This window comes from Microbacterium sp. P5_E9 (genome assembly GCF_054049175.1).
Genome location: NZ_JBFUMV010000003.1, coordinates 245,334 through 263,799 on the forward strand (window position 1 = coordinate 245,334; position 18,466 = coordinate 263,799).

Below are 18,466 nucleotides of genomic sequence, written 5' to 3' on the forward strand. Positions count from 1 at the left end.
TCATCTCGGGAAGGTCGCGAAGCATGGTCAACGGCGGTGGAAGACGCCGGGCCGCTTCTCGGCGAACGCCGCGCGACCTTCGTGGGCATCCTCGGTCGCGAACGTCACCGTCTGCAGGTCGCGCTCGTAGCGGATCGCGGCCTCCTGCGGCATGTTCGCCGCAGCGTGCAGGTTGGCCTTGGCTGTTTCGGCGGCGATCGGCGGCCGGCTTGCGATCACCTCGGCGAGCGCGCGGGCCCGAATCAGCAGGTCATCGGGCTCGACGACCTCGCTCACCAGTCCCCAGCGGAGCGCCGTCGCGGCATCGATGGGCTGGCCGGTCATGAGCATCACGGCAGCATTGCTCGGGCCGATCGACGCGGCGAGGAATGCCGACATCCCGCCCCCTCCGATCCAGCCGAGGGTGATCTCGGGGGCGGCGAAGGTGGCGGTCGATGAGGAGAGACGGATGTCGCAGCTCAGCGCCGTCTCCAGGCCTCCGCCGAACGCGTAGCCGTTCACCGCCGCGATCACGGGCTTGCGGCACGCGCGAATGGCGTCGCAGTAGTCGGTGCGGTTGCGGAAGTCCCACGGGGTCGCGTACTTGTCAAGCGTGCGGATGTCGCTGCCCGCGCAGAACGCGCGCTCCCCCGCACCGGTCAGGATCACGACACGGACGGCATCGTCGTCGTTGAGCGCCTCGATCACCTCGACCAGGCGGTCCGACATCTCCTGAGTGACCGAGTTGAGCTTCGCGGGTCGGTCGATGGTGACGAGCGCCACCGCGCCCTCGACCTCCAACAGCACCCCTTCGTCGCTCACTTCGCCACCCCGATCGCGGCCGGGGCTGCCGCCGCACCACTGGCGATCAAGCCATCTATGTCGGCGGGCGCATATCCCGCTTCGGCGAGCACCTCGCGCGTGTGCTCTCCGACGAGCGGGGCACCACGCTCGACCCGAGGAGGCGTTCTGCTGAAGCGGTACGGGAAGCCGGGGGTCTTCACGTGCCCCTCGGTCGGGTGGTCGTACTCGACGAACGTGCCGTTGTGGATGATCTGCGGGTCGGCGACGAGCTCTTCGTACCCGTAGACCGGTCCGACCCACATCCCGGCGCCGCCCAGCGTCTCGAGCCAGTGCTCGGTCGGCCGCTCCAGCAGCTTTGCCTGCACGAGCGATGACAGCTCGTCGCGCTTGGTCCATCCCTCGACTTCGGCCGCCCAGCCCTCGAAGGCGGGCTCTCCGATGAGACGACCGAGTTGCTCGGGGTCGGCGAACGCGAGCGCGAGGAAGCCGTCGCTCGTGCGGAAGACCCCATATGGCGCGCGGATGTACACGTGGGCGTGCGGCTCCTCGCTCCGCTGCTGGGGTTTGCCGCCGACCGTGAACACCGAGAGCTCCTGCATCTGCAGGGTTGTGACGGCGTCCAGCATGTTCACCGTCACCAGCTGGCCCTCGCCGGTGCGCTCCCGGTGCAGCAGCGCCGCGAGCACGCCCTCGAATGCGGTCGACGCGGTGACGGCATCGGCCAGGTACTGCCCGGCAGGGGCCGGCGCGTCGCCGGCGCGGCCGTGCGAGAGCATCGCACCCGACATGGCCTGCACGAGCAGGTCCTGGCCGGGCCGGTCGCGGTAGGGGCCGTCTTCGCCGTAGCCCGAGATCGAGACGTAGACGATCTTCGGGTTGATCGCGCGGAGCGACTCGTAGTCCACGCCGAGCCTCGCAGCCACGCCGGGCCGGTAGTTCTGCAGGAAGACGTCGGCGGTGGCCACCAGGGTGCGCAGCGCCGCCTTGCCCTCGACGCTCTTCAGGTCGAGGGCGACCGAGCGCTTGTTGCGGTTCAGCGAGAGGAACGACACGTTGATCTCGTTGCCCGCCGCCCCACCTGCGGCGGCGAAGCGCTGCCATTCGCCGGCGGTCGGCTCGATCTTGATCACGTCGGCGCCGAGGTCGCCGAGGCGCTGGGCCGCGAAGGGTCCTGCCATCGCAATGGAGCAGTCGAGCACGCGGTAGCCGCTCAGCACTGCGGGAGTGTCGGTCACGGGATGTCCTTCGGGTCGGGGGTGATGGCGACGGTCGCGCCGCCCTGCGCCGACGAGCGCAGCAGGGCGTCGATCAGCTCGACGGAACGGGCGGCCACCCGCGCGTCGGAGTTGTTCTCGTCGCTGGCGCCGGTGATCAGGTCGATGAAGCGGTTCGGCGGCGCGATGCACTCGTAAGCGCCGGCGCCGGGCTCGATCGCGAGCTCCTCGCGCACGCCGTCGTAGCGGTGCAGCCACATGCGCTCGCGTTCGGTGTCGAGCATGAGCACGCCTTCGGTGCCGAACAGGCGGATGTCGACCTGGTACGGCTCGCCGTCGGGAAGTGTTGCGGCGCCGGAGAGCGCGCCGAGCGCGCCGCCCTCGAACGTGATGACCCCCGCGTCGAAGAGGTCGACGGCAGCGCCGCCGAGCGACACCCGCCCGGCCACGGTCGCGGCCCGCAGTCCGGTGAGGAAGAACAGCAGGGCGCTGGAGTGGGTGATCTGGCCATGCGCGTACCCGCCGCCGCGGGCGGGGGACTGCCACGTGGAGACGTCAGGCGCCGAACCCGTCTCGGAGTCCCACAGCTGCATGATGTCGGCCGGGTCGCCGGCGAACAGCCCACGGGTCGGCGATGCCATGTGGCAGAGGACGTGCTGGATGTCGCCGATCAGACCGTCGGCGAGCAGCCGGTGCGCGTGCACCGTGAAGTCCTTGTAGTTCCAGCCGTAAGGCACGAGGAAGTGCACGCCCTTGCGCTCCACCCGTTCGACGAGGTCCCATGCCGCGCGCGGCTCGAGGGTCGTCGGCTTCTCGACCTGAACGTGCAGACCCCGCTCGATGGCGGCGACCGCGTTGTCGTAGTGCAGGTCGTGCGGTGTCGTGATGATGACCGCATCGAGGTTCTGGTCGAGCAGCTCGTCGTAGTCATCGGTCGCCATGCCGAAGCCGAACTGCCGCTGCACCACATCGAGCGACGGCCCCTTGCCGCACACGCCGACGAGCTCGACATCCGCTCGCCCCGCGAGGATCGGGAAGTGGTTGCTCGTCGCCCACCACCCGGCGCCGACGGCACCGATCCGCACGCGACTCACGCGGTGGCCACCCTGCTCCAGCGGCGCCGTCCGCGGCGTCCCACGTCTTCACGCACCGCGCCCGCGTCGCGCATCCGCTCGAGGTTGCCGGTCACCGGGAAGACGGCATAGTCGAGCGCGCCAGGAGCCCACGGGCCGAGCCGCGCACCGGCGGCCCGGACGAGTTCGAGGGTCGTGAGCCCGCTGTCGGCGTGCGCGAGCAGGTCCGTCAGCACCTCGTCGATCTCGTGCGTGTAGCGCTCGCTCTCGTCGAGGAACTCGGCCGCGGCCGGTCCCTCGTAGATCGGATAGTGGGCGGTGAGCACCAGATCGACGTCGAGGGAGCGGAACGCCTCGATCGAGGCGAGGTACGGCCCGACATCCCGGTACGTCGGCGGGAAGGCGGCGCGGCCGTCCGCGAACCGCACTGTCGTGCCGAGCGTCGCATCGCCGATCGCGACCGCGCGGTTCGCGGGATCGAACACCGCGACATGTCCGGGCGAGTGGCCGGGAACGTGCAGCACGCGCACCGATCGCCCGCCCAGATCGAACTCCTCGCCACCTGCGAGCGCGACATCCACAGGCACGAGATCGGTCACCGACCGGAGGTACGCGGTCGTCTCCGGCGGGTCGTCGAAGCCGTCCGTGTCGCGGAACTCGCCGTACCGCTCGTCGATGAGACGCTGCACGTCCTCGGTGAGCCCCTGGTCGAGACGGTGCGCCATGATCTGCACGTGCGGCAGGGCGGCCTTGAGGGCGCCGTTGCCGCCGGTGTGATCGAAGTCGCAGTGCGTGTTCACCGCCCATCGGACGATCGCCGGGTCGATGCCGGCGCTCTCGAGGTAGGGCAGGAACGTCTCGGTGATCGATTCGCGGATGCCGGTGTCGACGAGCAGCGCCGACTCGGTGCCGACGAAGAGGTACAGCGCGACGAAGCGCTCGCCGAGTGGCGCCTGAATCCGGTGCAGGCCGGGCCGCAGCTCCATCAGCGCTCCACACCGTCGAGCACGACCCGCAGGCCGGCACGCTGCGGGCGGTGGTGCGGGCCGGCGGGGCTGCGCCATCCGTCCGCCGTGGCGGCCGTTGAGATCGCGGCTTCGTCGATGCGGATGCCGCCGCCTGGCTCGTCGCCGATCACGATGCCGCCGTCGGCGAACTCGTGGTCCACGATCACGCCTGGTGCGAAGTCGAGCGCCTGCACCTCGGTGGTGAGGTGGTTCGGCACGGCCGTCATCGCCGCAGCCACCGCGGGGTTGGCGTTGTAGCCGACCGGGCTGATCGGCAGGTCGCGCGCGGCCGCGACGGTGGCGAGCCGCAGCATGTGCGTCACGCCCCAGACCGCGCCTGCCTGCACGATGTCGGGCGCGCCGGCATCGAACAGGGGGCGGAACTGATCGACCCCGGTGAGGTTCTCGCCGGTGGCGACGGCGGTGCGGATGCCGGCGCTCAGCCGGGCGTGCCCCACCGCGTCCCAGCGGCGCAGCGGCTCCTCCACCCACAGCAGGTCGACGTGCTCCTCGAGCGCACTCACGTAGCGCACGGCCTGCTTGACCTGCCACGACTCGTTCGCGTCGAGCATGAGCCCGGGCCGCGACGTGTTGCGGGCGAGCACCTCCTCGAGGATGCGCAGGCGCCGGAGGTCGGCATCCGGATCCAGTCCGCCCTTGAGCTTGCCCGCGACGTAGCCGCGGTCGGCGAATGCGCCGTAGAACGTGGCGATCTCCTCGTCGCTCAGCGCGATGTCGAGCCCCGACGCGTAGGCCGGCACGAATCGATCGCGGCCGCCGAGCAGTCGCCACAGCGGCTCGCCGGCGAGCTTGGCCTTGATGTCCCAGAGCGCGGCGTCGATCGTCGCGACCCCGCCGTAGGTGGCTCCGGCATGACCCGACTTGAAGACCGCGGCGAGCATCCGATCGAACAGTGCCGAGACGGCCCGCGGGTCCTCGCCGAGGATCGCCGGAAACAGCCGGTCGAGGTCGGCGTGCGACCCGATGCCGACACCCTCGACCCCTTCGTCGGTCTCGATGATGAGGATCGGCACCTCGGTGACGGCATCCTCGATGTGTCCGTTGACATCGCCGACCGCTCGACGCCACTGGTGCCGAGTCGACAGTGTGCGGTACCCGGTGATCTTCATTCCTTGGTCCCCCCGGCAGTCATGCCCTCCACGAGGAATCGCTGGGCGAAGAGGAAGATGATCAGGATCGGCGCCACCGACAGCAGGGTCGCGAGGGCGAGCGTGGGCAGCTGGATGACGATGCTCGACGTGGTCGTGGGGTTGAACGCCGGCACATTCGACAGCAGGTTCGCGAGACCCACCTGGACGGGGATCTTCGTGCCGCCGACGACCAGGAACGGCAGGAAGTAGTTGTTCCAGTTGCCCACGAAGCTGAAGAAGCCGACCAGGGCGATCACCGGCGTGGCGAGCGGCATCGCGATCTTCGTGAAGACCCGCAGCTCGCCCGCGCCATCGATGCGTGCGGCGTTGAGCAGGTCGCGCGACACCGCCGTCGAGAAGTAGATGTACGTGAGGTACACGCCGAACGGGAAGAACGAGAACGGGAGGATGACGGCCAGCGGGTTGCCGATGAGGCGCACCGCGCTCAGCTCGAGGAAGATCGGCAGCACCAGCGCCGTGTTCGGAATGAGCATCACGATGAGGGTGGTCACCAGCAGCAGGCGCCGGCCCTTGAACTGGACCAGCGCGAGCGCGTATCCGGCCGGGATGCTGATGAGCAGCGTCAAGGCGAGAGCCGAGAACGAGTAGACCACCGAGTTGCCGAGCCAGACGGTGAACACCCCGCTGCCGAACGCGAACAGCTCGTTCCAGTTGGCGACCAGCTGATCGAACGAGCCGAAGGAGAACGGTCCGTTCAGCAGCAGCTGGTCGTTGCTCTTGGTCGGCGCGAGGACGAGCCAGATGATCGGCACGAGGAAGAACAGCGCGAACACGACGAGCAGGGCGACGACGAGTACTCGGGACACCCACTGCCCGGGCGTGAGGCCCGGTCGGGCGCGACGGACGGCGGTATCAGTCACTTTCGAACAGCCTTCCGCGGAAGATGAAGACGGTGGACAGACCCAGCGCCACGACGAGGAGCATGAGCGAGATCGCGGCGGAGCCCGAGAAGTCGCCCTGCCGGAAGGCGTAGAGATAGGCCAGCTGGTTCAGCGAGTAGTCCTCGGGAACGACGCCCTTCGTCGCCTGCGAGAGCACCTTGGGCTCGACGAACAGCTGCACTCCGGCGGCGAGCGACATGATCGCCATGTAGCTGATCCACTTGGTGAGCATCGGCAGCTGGATGTACCACGCGGTCTTCACCGCGCCTGCCCCGTCGATGCGGGCCGCCTCCATCACTTCACCCGGCACGTTGTTGAGCGCGCCGTACATGATGACGATCCAGCCGCCCGCTCCGGCCCAGAAGGCGATCACGGTGAAGACGACGGGGAGATTCTCGACCGCCACGACGTTGACGAGCTTCTCGAACCCCATCGCATGGAGGATGCCGGAGACCGGGCTCACGGTCGGGTCGAGGACGAACAGCCACAGCAGCACGCTCGAGGCGCCGGCGATCGCGCCGGGGATGTAGAAGAGGAAGCGCGATGCGCTGCTCAGCCAGCGCACGCGCACCGCGTGCACCACCAGCGCGAGGATCGTGACCAGCACGAGGAGGCTGATCAGCCAGAAGAACACATAGAGCGCGACGTGCCCGACGGCGGGGAGGAAGCGGTAGTCGCCGATGACCTTGACGAAGTTGTCGATCCCGGCGAACTGGCCGTTCTTCGTGAAGGAGAGGTAGACCGCGTACAGCGTGGGGAAGATCCCGAACGCCAGGAGGAAGAGGGTGTACCCGGACACGAAGAGATAGCCGTAGCGCGCCTGGTGGCGCCCGGCCGCTCTGCGCGGCGCCAGGGCGCCCCGGCGCCGGCCACGAGGGCCGGCGCCGGAGGCCGTGACAAGGGTGACAGTGTCGGTCACTTACTTGACCGTGTAGCCGTTCACGGTCGCTTCGTTCTCGAGCTCCTTCTGCCATGCCGGCAGGAGGGACTCGATGGTGTCGCCCTTGGCGATCGCCGGGATGACGACCTTCGCCCACGCGGTCTCGGGGCTCCAGCTCGTGACGTTCCAGCCGTCCCACACCGAGCCGGCGGCATCCGTCATGACCTGCTCGAAGTCGTCGTTGACGAAGTAGCCGGTCTCGGCCTGCTTGGCGAGCCAGCCTTCTGCGGCCGAGGCGTATGCCGGGTAGCCCGACGACAGCTCGACCTGGAACTCGTCGGAGCTGGTCACGAACTCGAGGAAGGTCTTGACCGCGGCGAGGTTCTTGGAGTGGCTGGAGGCGTACCAGACGCCACCGCCGACGTTGCCCGCGGCGACGTCTCCGCCGTCCCACTTGAGCGGGGCGCTGACGCCGATCTGGCCGGCCGGAACCGCGAGGCCGCCCTGGAAGATCGCGCCCGTGTACCAGACAGGCCCGGGGACGCCGACGAGCTTGTCGGCGTACTTCGAGTTGAAGTCTGCGCTGAAGAAGCTGTCCTGAACCAGCGTGCCGTTCGCCAGCATCCCGTCGATGATCTTCGAGATGTTCACTGCGTTCTCATCCGAGGTGTCGGAGTGGAACACGTCAGCCTCAGGCGACTGGAACACCGGCGACTCGGATCCGCCGTAGTAGACGTACGTCATGAACGAGTCCCCCATGCTGCCGAGGATGTAGCCGGGGTGCTCGGCGGCGAGTTTGTCGCCGAGTTCGCCGTACTCCTCCCACGTGGTCGGGACGTCGTAGCCGAACTCATCGAACAGCGACTGGTTGTAATAGAAGACGGTCTGCGCAAGGTCGTTGCGAAGCCCGTACTGCGTGCCGTCGATGGTCGTGATGCCGTTCGCGCCCGGGATGAAGCCGTCGAGGAAGTCCTGGTCGAGGAAGCCCTTGTTCAGGGGTGCCGCAAAACCCTGCTCGCCGTTCGTCGTGTCCTTCGATGCCCAGATCGCGTCATTCTGCTGAGTCGAGAAGACGACGTCCGGCCAGCCGTCGCCGGCCTGGTCCATGAGGGTGATCTTGCTCTGGAACGACCCCGAGCCTCCGGCGTTGCCGTCGTAGGTCTCGAACTCGATCGGGACGTCGGGGTTGGCCTTCTTGAAAGCCGTGACGGCCGGCTCGCGCGCGGCATCCACCCACACGGTGATGGGGCTGTCCTTCACCTGTTCGGCGGTCGTGAAGCCGTACTCGCTGTCGGCTGCGCTGTCACCGCCCCCGTCGCTGCCGGAGCAGGCGCTGAATGCCAAGAGGCCGACGGTGGTGGCTGCCACCACCGAGAGTGCCCGTATGGCGGGGCGGAAAGCGGACGATTGCTGTGACATAGCGCATCCTTACTGATCGGCGTCACTGACGACAGATGTCGGGCGGTTGTTATTACATCACACGTATGATGTATTAGCAATGATCCGATGAGGCGATCGAGGGAGAACCCGATGGATAGGCTGTCGCCATGATTCCCGATCGGCAGGGCGTGCCGACCATCTCCTCACGCGAGAAGGCGCCCCGCCTCGGCGTCACGGTCGTCGCCGAGCTCGTCGATGCGATCGTCCGCGGCGACCTGCCGCCGGGGGCGACGCTTCCACCCGAGTCCGTGCTGTGCGAGCAGTTCGCCGTCAGCCGCACGGTCATCCGCGAATCCGTCAAGCGCGTCGAGGAGAAGGGGCTCGTGACGGTGGCCCAGGGCCGCGGGACCCAGGTGGCTCCCGTCACCTCGTGGAAGATGGTCGACGAGACCGTGCTCGCTGCTCTCGTCGCGAACGACGCAACGCTCGGCACGCTCGACGATCTGAGCGTCGTGCGGGCCGCCCTCGAGGCGGTGACAGCACGGGATGCCGCGACCCAGCCCGCGCCCGAAGACATCGAGCGCCTCGGCGCGGCCCTTCAGCTCATGCGCGAGACGATCAAGGATCATGCGGAATTCGGCAAGGCGGACGTGGTCTTCCACTCCATCGTGGGTCAGATGGCGAAGAATCGGCTCGCGGATTCGATCGTGAAGACGCTCTTCGCCCAGGCGCTGGCGAGCACCCGTTATTCACTGCGCACCCAGCTCGAAATCACCCTCGGCGAGCACGAGGCGGTCTACGACGCGATCGCCGCCGGCGATCCCGACGCGGCCGAGCAGGCGATGCGTCGGCACATCCTCGACGCGTGGCAGCGCCGGCGACCGCCGCGAGCGCCTGACGTCGAGGCCTGACGCGAGGGGTCAGTGCCCGAGCGACCCCGCGTCTGAGATGCCGACGTCGGTGCGGTGGAAGTTCTGCGCCGAGCGGGACGCCGTCGGCCCCCGCTGACCCTGATACCGGTTGCCGTAGGGGCCTGAGCCGTAGGGCGCCTCGGCGGGGGAAGATAGCCGGAAGAAGCAGAGCTGGCCGATCTTCATCCCTGGCCAGAGCTTGATCGGCAATGTCGCGACATTCGACAGCTCGAGCGTGACGTGCCCCGAGAAGCCGGGATCGATGAAGCCTGCTGTCGAGTGCGTCAGCAGGCCGAGCCGGCCGAGCGACGACTTGCCCTCCAGCCGCGCGGCGATGTCATCGGGCAGCGAGACGAGTTCGAACGTCGAGCCGAGCGCGAATTCGCCGGGGTGCAGGATGAACGGCTCGTCCGGCGCGACCTCGATGAGATGCGTCAGATCGGGCTGGTCGACGGCTGGATCGATGAAGGGGTACTTGTGGTTGTCGAACAGCCGGAAGTACCGGTCGAGCCGCACGTCGACGCTCGACGGCTGCACCATCCCCGGGTCCCAGGGCTCGAGCCCGATCCGCCGCGCAGCGACCTCGCCACGGATGTCACGATCGGAGAGCAGCACGCGTTCAGCCTATGGGCTCCGGATGCCGCGGCGCGCGGTGCGGGGCATCCGCTCGCGTCGGTTTGTTATGCTTGCCGGGCGCCGAAAGGCCTGCCGGGGATGTAGTTCAATGGCAGAACTTCAGCTTCCCAAGCTGATAGCGCGGGTTCGATTCCCGTCATCCCCTCCACAAAACCGCGGAATTCCGCGGGACTCACACCCCAGCGCGTTGCGCAGACGCTGCGTCGCCGGCGCTGCCTGAAGAACGCGGGGGGTCCGCTTCGGCGCCGATCATCCGGTCGGCGTTGACGGCGACCCACTCCACGAGCGGCAGCATCCTTTCCATCAGATCGCGACCGAGGGGCGTGAGGCTGTACTCGACTTTGGGCGGCACCGCCGGAAACGACTCCCGATGGACGAGGCCGTCCGCGCACAGCGTCTTGAGGGTCGAGGCGAGCATCTTCTCACTGATGCCGTCAACGTCGCGGCGGAGCCCGCCCCACCGCCTTGTCCCGTCGGACAGCGACGACAGCACGAGCACGCCCCACTTGCTCATGATGTGATCGAGCACGACACGCGTGCTGCATCCTTCGGTGAACGCGTCAGTGGATGAGCCCTTGATTTCCGCAAAACTTACTGACATGTGGGTACCTTACCTGAAAGTGGGTACCGCCCATCGGGAAGGCGATGATGCCTACCCGCTGTTGTCCCCCGTGTCCAACCACGAAGGGATCCACCTATGACCATCCTCGTCACCGGCGCCACCGGTCAGCTCGGCCGCCTCGTCATCGACAGCCTCCTCACGCGCGGCGCTGAACCGCGCAGCATCGTCGCCGGCGCCCGCGACACTGCCAAAGCTGCCGACCTCGCCTCGCGCGGCGTCACCGTGGTCGCGCTCGACTACGCCGACCCCGCGAGCATCGCCGCTGCGCTCGACGGCGTCGACGCGATGCTGCTCATCTCCGGCTCGGAGGTCGGGCGACGCGCCGCGCAGCACCAGTCGGTCATCGATGCCGCTGTCGCAGCCGGGGTCTCGAAGTTCGTCTACACCAGCGCTCCCAAGGCGACGACGAGCGACCTCGTGCTCGCGCCCGAGCACAAGGCCACCGAGGAGGCGATCGCTCTGTCGGGGCTGCCCGCGGTGATCCTGCGGAACAACTGGTACACCGAGAACTACGCCGCCGACCTGACTCGTGCGGGCGAGACCGGCGTGGTCGCCGCGAGCGTTGGGGATGGTCGGGTCGCATCGGCGAGTCGCACTGATTACGCGGATGCCGCCGCCGCGGTTCTGCTCAGCGAAGGGCACATCGGCGAGATCTACGAGCTGGGCGGCGACGTCGCCTGGAGCTACCAGGAACTGGCCGACGCGATCGCCGAAGTCACCGGCCGTCCGGTCGACTACCAGTCGCTGTCGTCGACGGAACACGCCGCCGCCCTCGAAGCGGCCGGGCTCGATGGCGGGACGATCGGCTTCGTCACCGCGCTGGACTCCGGCATCCGCAATGGTGCACTCGCCCACAGCGACGGCACCCTTGCCCGCATCATCGGTCGACCCACCACGCCGCTCGTCGACGGCCTGCGCGCATTGGTCTGACCCGCTGGACCGGCAGGCGGCGTCGTCCCTGCCGGTCCATGCGTCATATCCAGCGACACCCGCGGCCGATCAAGCAGTCGGGCAGGGAATGCATGCCGGTCAGGTGGGGTCGGCGTTCATCTCCCACTGCTTCGGTGAGCGCCAGAGCGCGCTGGTGGTCAGGGAGCGGATCATCTCCATCTCCTTGGGCAGGCGGTTGTAGAGCTTCATGAAGAGCTCTTCGACGTCCAGAAGCTCGGCGGTCCAGTCGCGGCGGTTGATGGCCATGCAGGCGAAGAAGTCTTCCTGGGAGAAGTCGAGGCCATCCCAGCTGAGGTCCTCATAGCGCGGCACCCACCCCAGCGGACTCTCGATGGCGAGCGCGCGACCGCGGGAGCGGGCGACGATCCATTCCAGCACCCGCATGTTCTCGCCGAACCCGGGCCAGAGGAAGCGCCCGTCCTCGTCGCGCCGGAACCAGTTCACCTGGAAGATGCGGGGAGCGTTGCGGACGTTCCGGCCCAGTGCGAGCCAATGGTTGATGTAGTCGCCCATGTGGTAGCCGGAGAACGGCAGCATTGCGAACGGGTCCCGGCGCACCACGCCCTGCTCGCCGAACGCGGCGGCGGTGGTCTCGGAGCCCATCGTCGCTGCCATGTAGACCCCGAACGCCCAGTTGAAGCTCTGCGCGACGAGGGGGATGGTGCCGGCGCGACGGCCGCCGAACACGAATGCTCGGATCGGCACGCCCTGCGGGTCGTCCCACGACTCGTCCAGCGCCGGGTTCAATGACGCCGGGGACGTGAACCGGGAGTTCGGGTGCGCCGCCTTCGTCCCGGCATCCGGAGTCCAGTCGTTCCCCTGCCAGTCGATCGCGTGCGCCGGCTTCGGGCCGTCCAACCCCTCCCACCAGACGTCTCCGTCGTCGGTGAGGGCGACGTTCGTGAAGATCGTGTCGGAGCGGATCGATTCCATCCCGTTCGGGTTCGTCGCATACGACGTACCGGGCGCAACCCCGAAGTAGCCCGCCTCTGGATTGATCGCCACCAGGCTGCCGTCCTCACCTGGCTTGATCCACGCAATATCGTCGCCGACCGTGGTCACCTTCCAGCCCTTGTCGGCGAACGCCGGCGGCGGTACGAGCATCGCGAAGTTCGTCTTGCCGCACGCGCTCGGGAACGCCGCCGCGACATACGTCTTCTCCCCCTGCGGATCGGTCACGCCCAGGATGAGCATGTGCTCGGCGAGCCACCCGTCGTCGCGGGCCATCGTGGACGCGATCCGCAGGGCCAGGCACTTCTTGCCCAGCAGCGCGTTTCCGCCGTAGCCGGACCCGTACGACCAGATCTCCAGTGTCTCCGGGAAGTGCACGATGTACTTCTCGGTCGGGTTGCACGGCCAGGCGACATCCTGCTCACCCTCGGCCAGCGGTGCACCGACGCTGTGCATGCACGGCACGAACTCGCCGTCCGCACCGAGCACCTCCGCGGCCGCACGACCCATCCGGGTCATGATCTTCATGCTCACCACCGCGTACGGCGAGTCGGTGATCTGCACGCCCAGCTGGGCGATGGGCGACCCGAGCGGTCCCATGCTGAACGGGACCACGTACATGGTGCGGCCCGCCATCGACCCGGCGAACAGGCCACGGAGAATCCACATCATCGCCTTCGGATCCATCCAGTTGTTCGTCGGACCGGCGTCCTCTTCGCTGCGCGCGCAGATGAACGTGCGCTCCTCCACCCGGGCCACATCGCTCGCATCACTGCGCGCCAGGAAGCTGCGCGGCCGCTTCACCGGGTCCAGTCGGATGAAGGTGCCTGCCTCGACGAGCTGCTCGCAGAGCGCGTCGTACTCGGCATCCGAGCCGTCGCACCAGTGCACCGCCGTCGGCGTGCACAGTTCGACCATCTCTTCCACCCAGGCGACAAGCCCGCGATGCTGAATCCACTCCGGTGTGTCCATGATCCGAGCCTGCCGCGCCGAGCGCGTCTCCGCCAGACGATGACATCCTGTATTGATCGCCATCGGCCACCAATCAAGGAGCTGAATTGTCTTTCGTGCGCGTGCACCACTTCTCCGGTGAGCCCTCAGGACCCTATGCCCTTCCCTGAGATGCCCGAGCTCGCGTGGTGGGCATGGCTCCTGCTCGCCGTGGCGGCCATCTCGGTCGGAGTCTCCAAGACCGCCGTTCCGGGCGCGAACACACTGGCCGTGGCGATCTTCGCGGCGATCCTGCCGGCCAAGCAGTCCACCGGCGCTCTGCTCATCCTGCTGATCGTGGCCGACGCTTTCGCGATCACCGCCTACCGACGGCACGTGAACTGGCGGGCGCTGCTTCGGCTGGCACCCGCGGTGGTGGTGGGGCTCCTGCTCGGCGTGGTCTTCCTGGCGTTCGCCGACGACACCTGGGTGCGCAAGGTCATCGGGGTGATCCTGCTGGCGGTCATCGCCGTCACCCTGATTCGGCGACGGATGGGACGCACCGTCGCGGATGGCGGATCGCATCGGGTCGCCGCGGCGACCTATGGCGCGCTGGGCGGCTTCACGACCATGGTGGCGAATGCCGCAGGGCCCGTCATGTCGATGTACTTCCTGGCGTCGCGCTTCTCGGTCAAGGAGTTCCTCGGCACCGCGGCATGGTTCTTCGCGCTCGTGAACCTCACCAAGGTGCCGTTCTCGATCGGCCTCGGTCTGATCACCGGACCCGGCCTGCTACTCGACCTCGTGCTCGTGCCGGCCGTGGTCGGAGGCGCTCTCTTCGGCCTCTGGTTCGCCCATCGCCTCAACCAGGCGCTGTTCGAGCGGCTGGTGATCGTGTTCACGGTCGTCGGCGCGGGCTACCTGCTGCTCAGCTGACCGCGAGCCGGCGTGCCGCCACGGGCGGGGCGGGAACCGGCGCCACGCCGGCGACGTCGTCGTCGGTGAGTGCGACAGGCCCCGACGCGGCACTTGTCACCCGCCGGCGGGCGCGCCCTGCCGCCACGGTCGTCACCGCGAGCGCGGCGAGCAGCCACGTGCTGAGGACGCCGACAGCCGGCCAGACTCCGATGGAGCCGCCCGCGATCAGCGACCGGAAGGCCTGGACGGCGTAGGTGAAGGGCAGCCAGGAGTGGACGGTCTGGAAGAGGTCGGGCGTCGTCTGGATCGGGTAGGTCGCGCCGGCAGAGGCCAGCTGGAACACGATCAGCACCAGGGCGACGAAACGGCCGACCGGGCCCATCAGGGCGATCAGCGCCTGGTTGATCGCGACGAACGTCAGGCTCGTCAGCAGGACGATCCCGGCGAGGCCGGCGAGGTTCGCCGGCTCGATGCCCACGCCGAACCGGACCATCACGACGACCAGCAGGCTCTGCGTCACGGCCATGAGCGCACCCGGCAGGTAGCTGCCGAGCGCGATCCGCCAGGCAGGCAGGTTTCGGGCCAGCAGCTTCTGCCTGAGCACAGGGAACATCAGATAGAAGGCGAGTGCGCCCACCCAGAGCGCCAGTGTCATGAAGTACGGCGCCAGCGCGTAGCCGGTGGCGGGCACCTCGTTCGACCGCTGCGCGTCCAGTTCGACGGGGTCGGCGGCCACGGCGCTCAACGTGTCAGCTTGGGCGGCGGTGTAGGTCGGGATCGCCTGCGCCCCCGACCCCAGGCCATCGGCGAGGCTCGCGGACCCGGTCTGCAGCTGCGCGAGCCCCGAGGCGAGCGCTGCGGCGCCGGCCGAGGCATCCGCTGCTCCGTCGGAGACGGCTGACGCTCCCGTTGCGAGATCGGTCGCACCGGCACTGAGCGTGCCGAGCCCGGTCGCCAGACCTTCGGCGCCGGAGGCGAGTTCGTGCGACTTCGCGTCGAGCGTCGCAAGACCGGTGCCGGCATCGGCGCTGCCGACGAGCCGGCCGGTCGCCGTCGCGAGCGTGGTGGCGCCGCCCTGGACGCCGGTGGCGCCGGCCGAAAGAGCGCCGGAGGATGCCGCGAGCTGGCTGATCGCGGCAAGGCGCTGTGCGTCGGTCATGCTCGAGTAGCCCGCAGCCAGGGCCTGCAGGCCGTCGTTGACGGCGGCAGCGCCGGACGCGACACCCGTCGTCGCTGCACTGAGCGCGGCGGCGCCGGACTGCAGGGAGCGAGCGCCGTCGAGCGCCGCGGCGGTGCCAGTGGCGATGCCGGCTGCGCCCGTGGCGACCTGTGCGCCAGCACCCGCCGCGCTTGTCGCGCCGGACTGGAGGCTCGAGGCGCCCGCGCTCACCCGCGAACTGCCGCCCGCGAGGTCGGTCAGCCCGTCGGCGAGCCGAGTGGCGCCGGTCGACGCATCGTCAACTCCCGCGGACAGCTCGGCCGCTCCCGCAGCCGCGTCTCCGATCTGGGAGTGGATGTCGCTGAAGCCCAGGTAGATGGAGTCCAGGTAGGTCGACGACACCGAGGTCGACAGGGCGGCCGTGACCCGCGCACCGACGGTCGACGCGATGTTGCCGACGATCTGGTTGGCGGCGTCGTTGGTGCGGATGGTGAGCCTCGCCGCGGTGGGCTCGTCGCCGGCGACCGACACGGCGTCCGCGGAGAAGTCGCTGGGAACGGTCAGCACCGCGAGGACGTCGCCGGACGCCAGCCGCTTCGCGGCGGCATCCGCGTCGAGCTCCTCCCACGCGAAGTCGGTATTCTTGTCATCGGCGGTGAGCGTGTCCACAAGATCACCGCCGAGATCGACCTCCTGCGACTGTCCGTCATCCGAGGTCGCAGGCGATGTCGCGGGCACATCCTCGTTGACGATGGCCGCGGGGATCTGGTCCAGGTGGTGGAGCGGGTCCTGGTTCGACCAGATGAGCGAGCCGGCGTAGATGAGCGGGATCAGCGCGATGCCGGACAGCACGACTGCGGTGCGGGCCTTCTTCATGACCGCCCGCCTTCGACCATCGACGCCGCGAGCTGCTGCGCGATGCGGGACGCCGCGGATTCCAGGCCGTCCGGGTCGCGCCGGTCACCCAACTGCTCCATGACCAGCCAGGCGGCGCCAGCCGCGAGGAGGCGCACGCGGGAGCGGATCTGCTCGGGGTCAGCGGCGCCCGAGCGCTCCACGAACGTCAGGAGGCGGGCCGCGACGAAGTCGATCACGAGCGTCTGAACGGCCAGCACGCTCGTCTCCTCGAGCACCCGTCGGTAGAACGGCGCGTGCTCGGCGAGCCCCTGCATGAGGCGGCGCACCCCGTTCGTCAGCATGACCGTCGGTTCAGCGGGCGTGGCGACTGCGGCGGTCGCATCGAAGACCTGCTCGAGGCGTTCGATCGCGGCAGCCTGGACCAGCGTGGCGATGTCGCCGAAGTGCTGGTAGAAGGTCGGACGGCTGACCCCGGCAAGGGTGCAGACATCCGTGATCGAGATCGAAGAGATGTCGCGCGCGTCCACGAGCTGGCGTGCGGCATCCAGGAGGGACGCGCGCGAACGCAGCGCTCGCGGGTCAGGTGAGATGTTCAACGGGAGCCTTTCTTGACACACGTAAGTCTATTACGTTTGTAAAGAATGACGAATTCCACCCTCGAGCCAAGCTGTCGCTCTCAGAGGAACTCGTATGGGCGCAGCCCCATCTCTCCACGTCGCATGGCGGCCAGGTTGTGCTTGCCGATTGCGACTAGATCTGGGAAGCCGGCATCGGCGGACACGGCGACGCCGTCTTCGGTGCTCTGGATGGCTCGGTCGCGGTCGCCCTGGAAACAGTCCACGAGGGCGGCCCCCATGCGTGACTTGGTCTCGCCGCGCAGGCTGCCGGCCTCGACGGAGACGGCGATCGCCCGGTCGTAGCTCTCGCGAGCGTCGGTCAACCGGCGCAACGTCAAGAGGAAGAAGCCGCCCTTCTCGTGGAGCATCCGGGCGAGGAGGGACGTACTTGGCGACTGCGGGCCGACCGTGATGCCACTCGGCGCGGATCGGACGAACAGCGCCAGTTCTTCCATGATGACGAGCGTCTCGCTCGCGCCTTCGATGAGGTCCAGGGTGCGACCGCGCGCGTAGTCGTCGTTCGCCCGCGCGAGCGCGATGAACGCGCGCGACATCTGCAGGACCCCGACACCCTCGTGCCAGCCGGTCAAGGCGAACCGGGTGAGCGCCCGGGTGCGCCAGATCTCCGCGAGCGCGAAGTCGGGCTCCGGCAAGTCGATTGCGGCCAGCGCGAGCAGGCGGCAGGTTTCGGCGTCGTGGGGGTCGGCGGCACGCGCCTTCATTTCATCCCAGGCGGCAACGGCGATCGAGAGGGCTCGAGCGGGATCAACACTGGGGGCGAGGTCGGCAACGGATTCGTACAGTTCCTGAGGTGAGGTCATGCGCCGACCCTAGCGACTCAGTGCCAAACGACGGGGTCGTCGACCTGGGTCTGCTTGGGCGGCTCCCGGCGAGGGTACGGCGGCGGCGTCGCATACCCGAGCGCGACGATTCCCATCAGGTCACCCTCTAGCCCTAGCAGTTCCCTCGCAGACTCTTCGGCGATCGCAAGGTCCCCCAGGAAGGCTGCCCCGACGCCGAGGGCGCTCGCCGCGATCCAGATGTTCTCCAGCGCAGTGCCGATGCCCATCGTCTCGAGCCCATACGCGGTGAGGGAGGCCACGAGCGCCTGATGCGAGGCGGCGGCGAGGGTGCGGCGACCGCCGCTGAACACTCCTCGGTTCTCGATCGCGATGGCCGTCGGCGCCACCCGCAGTACCTCGGCGGACTCGAGCACGGTCGAACTCCAGTGCTCCTGCGGTCGGCCGGTGCGCGGGTCGTGGGGAACATACTCGTCGATGCCGATCGCACGGGTCGCGGCATCCGCGATCATGTTCCGGAGGGCGGCACTCTCGATCACGTGGAACCGCCAGGGCCGTGCGTTCTTCGAGGATGGCGCGGCGAGCCCGCATGCCAGGATCTTCTCGAGATCGTCCCTGTCGATGGCGCGAGGAGCGAACCCTTCGCGCACGCTCCTCCGCGCGAGAATCGTCTCGATCACGACAGTGGAGACCGACCCCGGCTCGGCGATGCTCATGACCCGA

The 18,466-nt window shown here is 68.5% G+C and carries 18 protein-coding genes and 1 tRNA gene; 4 read left to right on the top strand and 15 right to left on the bottom strand.

The window, feature by feature from the left end; all coding sequences use genetic code 11:
- Nucleotides 1-27: 27 nt before the first annotated feature.
- Genes ACXJ3V_RS07390 through ACXJ3V_RS07425 form a run of 8 tightly spaced genes read right to left on the bottom strand, consistent with a single transcriptional unit; the run spans nucleotide 28 to nucleotide 8,429 of the window.
- Nucleotides 28-801 carry an enoyl-CoA hydratase/isomerase family protein gene (locus tag ACXJ3V_RS07390; protein ID WP_457099635.1) on the bottom strand — a complete coding sequence of 258 codons (774 nt, stop codon included), beginning with the start codon at nucleotides 799-801 and terminating at the stop codon, nucleotides 28-30.
- Nucleotides 798-2,018 (bottom strand): CaiB/BaiF CoA transferase family protein, encoded by a 1,221-nt coding sequence (locus ACXJ3V_RS07395; RefSeq protein WP_457099636.1) that lies wholly within the window; start codon nucleotides 2,016-2,018, stop codon nucleotides 798-800. The genes ACXJ3V_RS07390 and ACXJ3V_RS07395 overlap by 4 nt, the downstream gene beginning before the upstream one ends.
- Nucleotides 2,015-3,091 carry a Gfo/Idh/MocA family protein gene (locus tag ACXJ3V_RS07400; RefSeq protein ID WP_457099637.1) on the bottom strand — a complete coding sequence of 359 codons (1,077 nt, stop codon included), beginning with the start codon at nucleotides 3,089-3,091 and terminating at the stop codon, nucleotides 2,015-2,017. Before ACXJ3V_RS07400 ends, ACXJ3V_RS07395 begins: the two co-directional genes overlap by 4 nt.
- The gene (locus ACXJ3V_RS07405; protein WP_457099638.1) at nucleotides 3,088-4,056 is read right to left on the bottom strand and encodes an MBL fold metallo-hydrolase; all 969 of its coding nucleotides are present in this window, start codon (nucleotides 4,054-4,056) and stop codon (nucleotides 3,088-3,090) included. The genes ACXJ3V_RS07400 and ACXJ3V_RS07405 overlap by 4 nt, the downstream gene beginning before the upstream one ends.
- Nucleotides 4,056-5,207 carry a mandelate racemase/muconate lactonizing enzyme family protein gene (locus ACXJ3V_RS07410; RefSeq protein WP_457099639.1) on the bottom strand — a complete coding sequence of 384 codons (1,152 nt, stop codon included), beginning with the start codon at nucleotides 5,205-5,207 and terminating at the stop codon, nucleotides 4,056-4,058. Before ACXJ3V_RS07410 ends, ACXJ3V_RS07405 begins: the two co-directional genes overlap by 1 nt.
- Entirely contained in the window at nucleotides 5,204-6,109 is a 906-nt protein-coding gene (locus ACXJ3V_RS07415) for a carbohydrate ABC transporter permease (protein WP_457099640.1), read from the bottom strand. The genes ACXJ3V_RS07410 and ACXJ3V_RS07415 overlap by 4 nt, the downstream gene beginning before the upstream one ends.
- Nucleotides 6,102-7,049 carry a carbohydrate ABC transporter permease gene (locus ACXJ3V_RS07420; RefSeq protein ID WP_457099641.1) on the bottom strand — a complete coding sequence of 316 codons (948 nt, stop codon included), beginning with the start codon at nucleotides 7,047-7,049 and terminating at the stop codon, nucleotides 6,102-6,104. The genes ACXJ3V_RS07415 and ACXJ3V_RS07420 overlap by 8 nt, the downstream gene beginning before the upstream one ends.
- Entirely contained in the window at nucleotides 7,050-8,429 is a 1,380-nt protein-coding gene (locus tag ACXJ3V_RS07425) for an ABC transporter substrate-binding protein (RefSeq protein WP_457099642.1), read from the bottom strand.
- Between the two features lie 128 nt (nucleotides 8,430-8,557).
- On the opposite strand from ACXJ3V_RS07425, the gene ACXJ3V_RS07430 reads away from it, so the two are divergent.
- A complete protein-coding gene (locus ACXJ3V_RS07430) occupies nucleotides 8,558-9,301 on the top strand; it encodes a FadR/GntR family transcriptional regulator (RefSeq protein WP_457099643.1) in 744 nt (247 codons plus the stop codon).
- A 9-nt stretch (nucleotides 9,302-9,310) separates the two neighbouring features.
- Here the strand turns inward: ACXJ3V_RS07430 and dcd are convergent, their stop codons facing one another.
- The gene (dcd, locus tag ACXJ3V_RS07435) at nucleotides 9,311-9,916 is read right to left on the bottom strand and encodes a dCTP deaminase (RefSeq protein ID WP_457099644.1); all 606 of its coding nucleotides are present in this window, start codon (nucleotides 9,914-9,916) and stop codon (nucleotides 9,311-9,313) included.
- Between the two features lie 95 nt (nucleotides 9,917-10,011).
- Between dcd and ACXJ3V_RS07440 the strand changes: the two genes are divergently transcribed.
- A tRNA-Gly gene (locus ACXJ3V_RS07440) sits at nucleotides 10,012-10,085 on the top strand.
- 24 nt (nucleotides 10,086-10,109) lie between these two features.
- Here ACXJ3V_RS07440 and ACXJ3V_RS07445 read toward each other — a convergent pair.
- Complete coding sequence (locus ACXJ3V_RS07445) at nucleotides 10,110-10,538, bottom strand: winged helix-turn-helix transcriptional regulator (RefSeq protein WP_457099645.1); 429 nt, start codon at nucleotides 10,536-10,538, stop codon at nucleotides 10,110-10,112.
- A gap of 96 nt (nucleotides 10,539-10,634) precedes the next feature.
- Here ACXJ3V_RS07445 and ACXJ3V_RS07450 point away from each other — a divergent pair, with 96 nt between their 5' ends.
- Nucleotides 10,635-11,489, top strand: a complete 855-nt coding sequence (locus ACXJ3V_RS07450) for an SDR family oxidoreductase (RefSeq protein WP_457099646.1) — start codon at nucleotides 10,635-10,637, stop codon at nucleotides 11,487-11,489.
- Nucleotides 11,490-11,588: 99 nt separating this feature from the next.
- On the opposite strand, the gene ACXJ3V_RS07455 is transcribed toward ACXJ3V_RS07450, so the two are convergent.
- Nucleotides 11,589-13,496, bottom strand: a complete 1,908-nt coding sequence (locus tag ACXJ3V_RS07455) for a phosphoenolpyruvate carboxykinase (GTP) (protein ID WP_457099647.1) — start codon at nucleotides 13,494-13,496, stop codon at nucleotides 11,589-11,591.
- Nucleotides 13,497-13,568: 72 nt separating this feature from the next.
- Between ACXJ3V_RS07455 and ACXJ3V_RS07460 the strand changes: the two genes are divergently transcribed.
- Nucleotides 13,569-14,327 (top strand): sulfite exporter TauE/SafE family protein, encoded by a 759-nt coding sequence (locus ACXJ3V_RS07460; RefSeq protein WP_457099648.1) that lies wholly within the window; start codon nucleotides 13,569-13,571, stop codon nucleotides 14,325-14,327.
- Here the strand turns inward: ACXJ3V_RS07460 and ACXJ3V_RS07465 are convergent.
- The 4 genes from ACXJ3V_RS07465 to ACXJ3V_RS07480 form a co-directional block, all read right to left on the bottom strand.
- Complete coding sequence (locus tag ACXJ3V_RS07465; protein ID WP_457099649.1) at nucleotides 14,320-16,344, bottom strand: YhgE/Pip family protein; 2,025 nt, start codon at nucleotides 16,342-16,344, stop codon at nucleotides 14,320-14,322. The genes ACXJ3V_RS07460 and ACXJ3V_RS07465 overlap by 8 nt on opposite strands.
- A complete protein-coding gene (locus ACXJ3V_RS07470; RefSeq protein ID WP_457099650.1) occupies nucleotides 16,341-16,922 on the bottom strand; it encodes a TetR/AcrR family transcriptional regulator in 582 nt (193 codons plus the stop codon). Before ACXJ3V_RS07470 ends, ACXJ3V_RS07465 begins: the two co-directional genes overlap by 4 nt.
- An 80-nt stretch (nucleotides 16,923-17,002) precedes the next feature.
- Nucleotides 17,003-17,764 carry a hypothetical protein gene (locus tag ACXJ3V_RS07475; protein ID WP_457099651.1) on the bottom strand — a complete coding sequence of 254 codons (762 nt, stop codon included), beginning with the start codon at nucleotides 17,762-17,764 and terminating at the stop codon, nucleotides 17,003-17,005.
- A 17-nt stretch (nucleotides 17,765-17,781) separates the two neighbouring features.
- Complete coding sequence (locus ACXJ3V_RS07480) at nucleotides 17,782-18,459, bottom strand: nitroreductase family protein (RefSeq protein WP_457099652.1); 678 nt, start codon at nucleotides 18,457-18,459, stop codon at nucleotides 17,782-17,784.
- Nucleotides 18,460-18,466 lie beyond the last annotated feature (7 nt).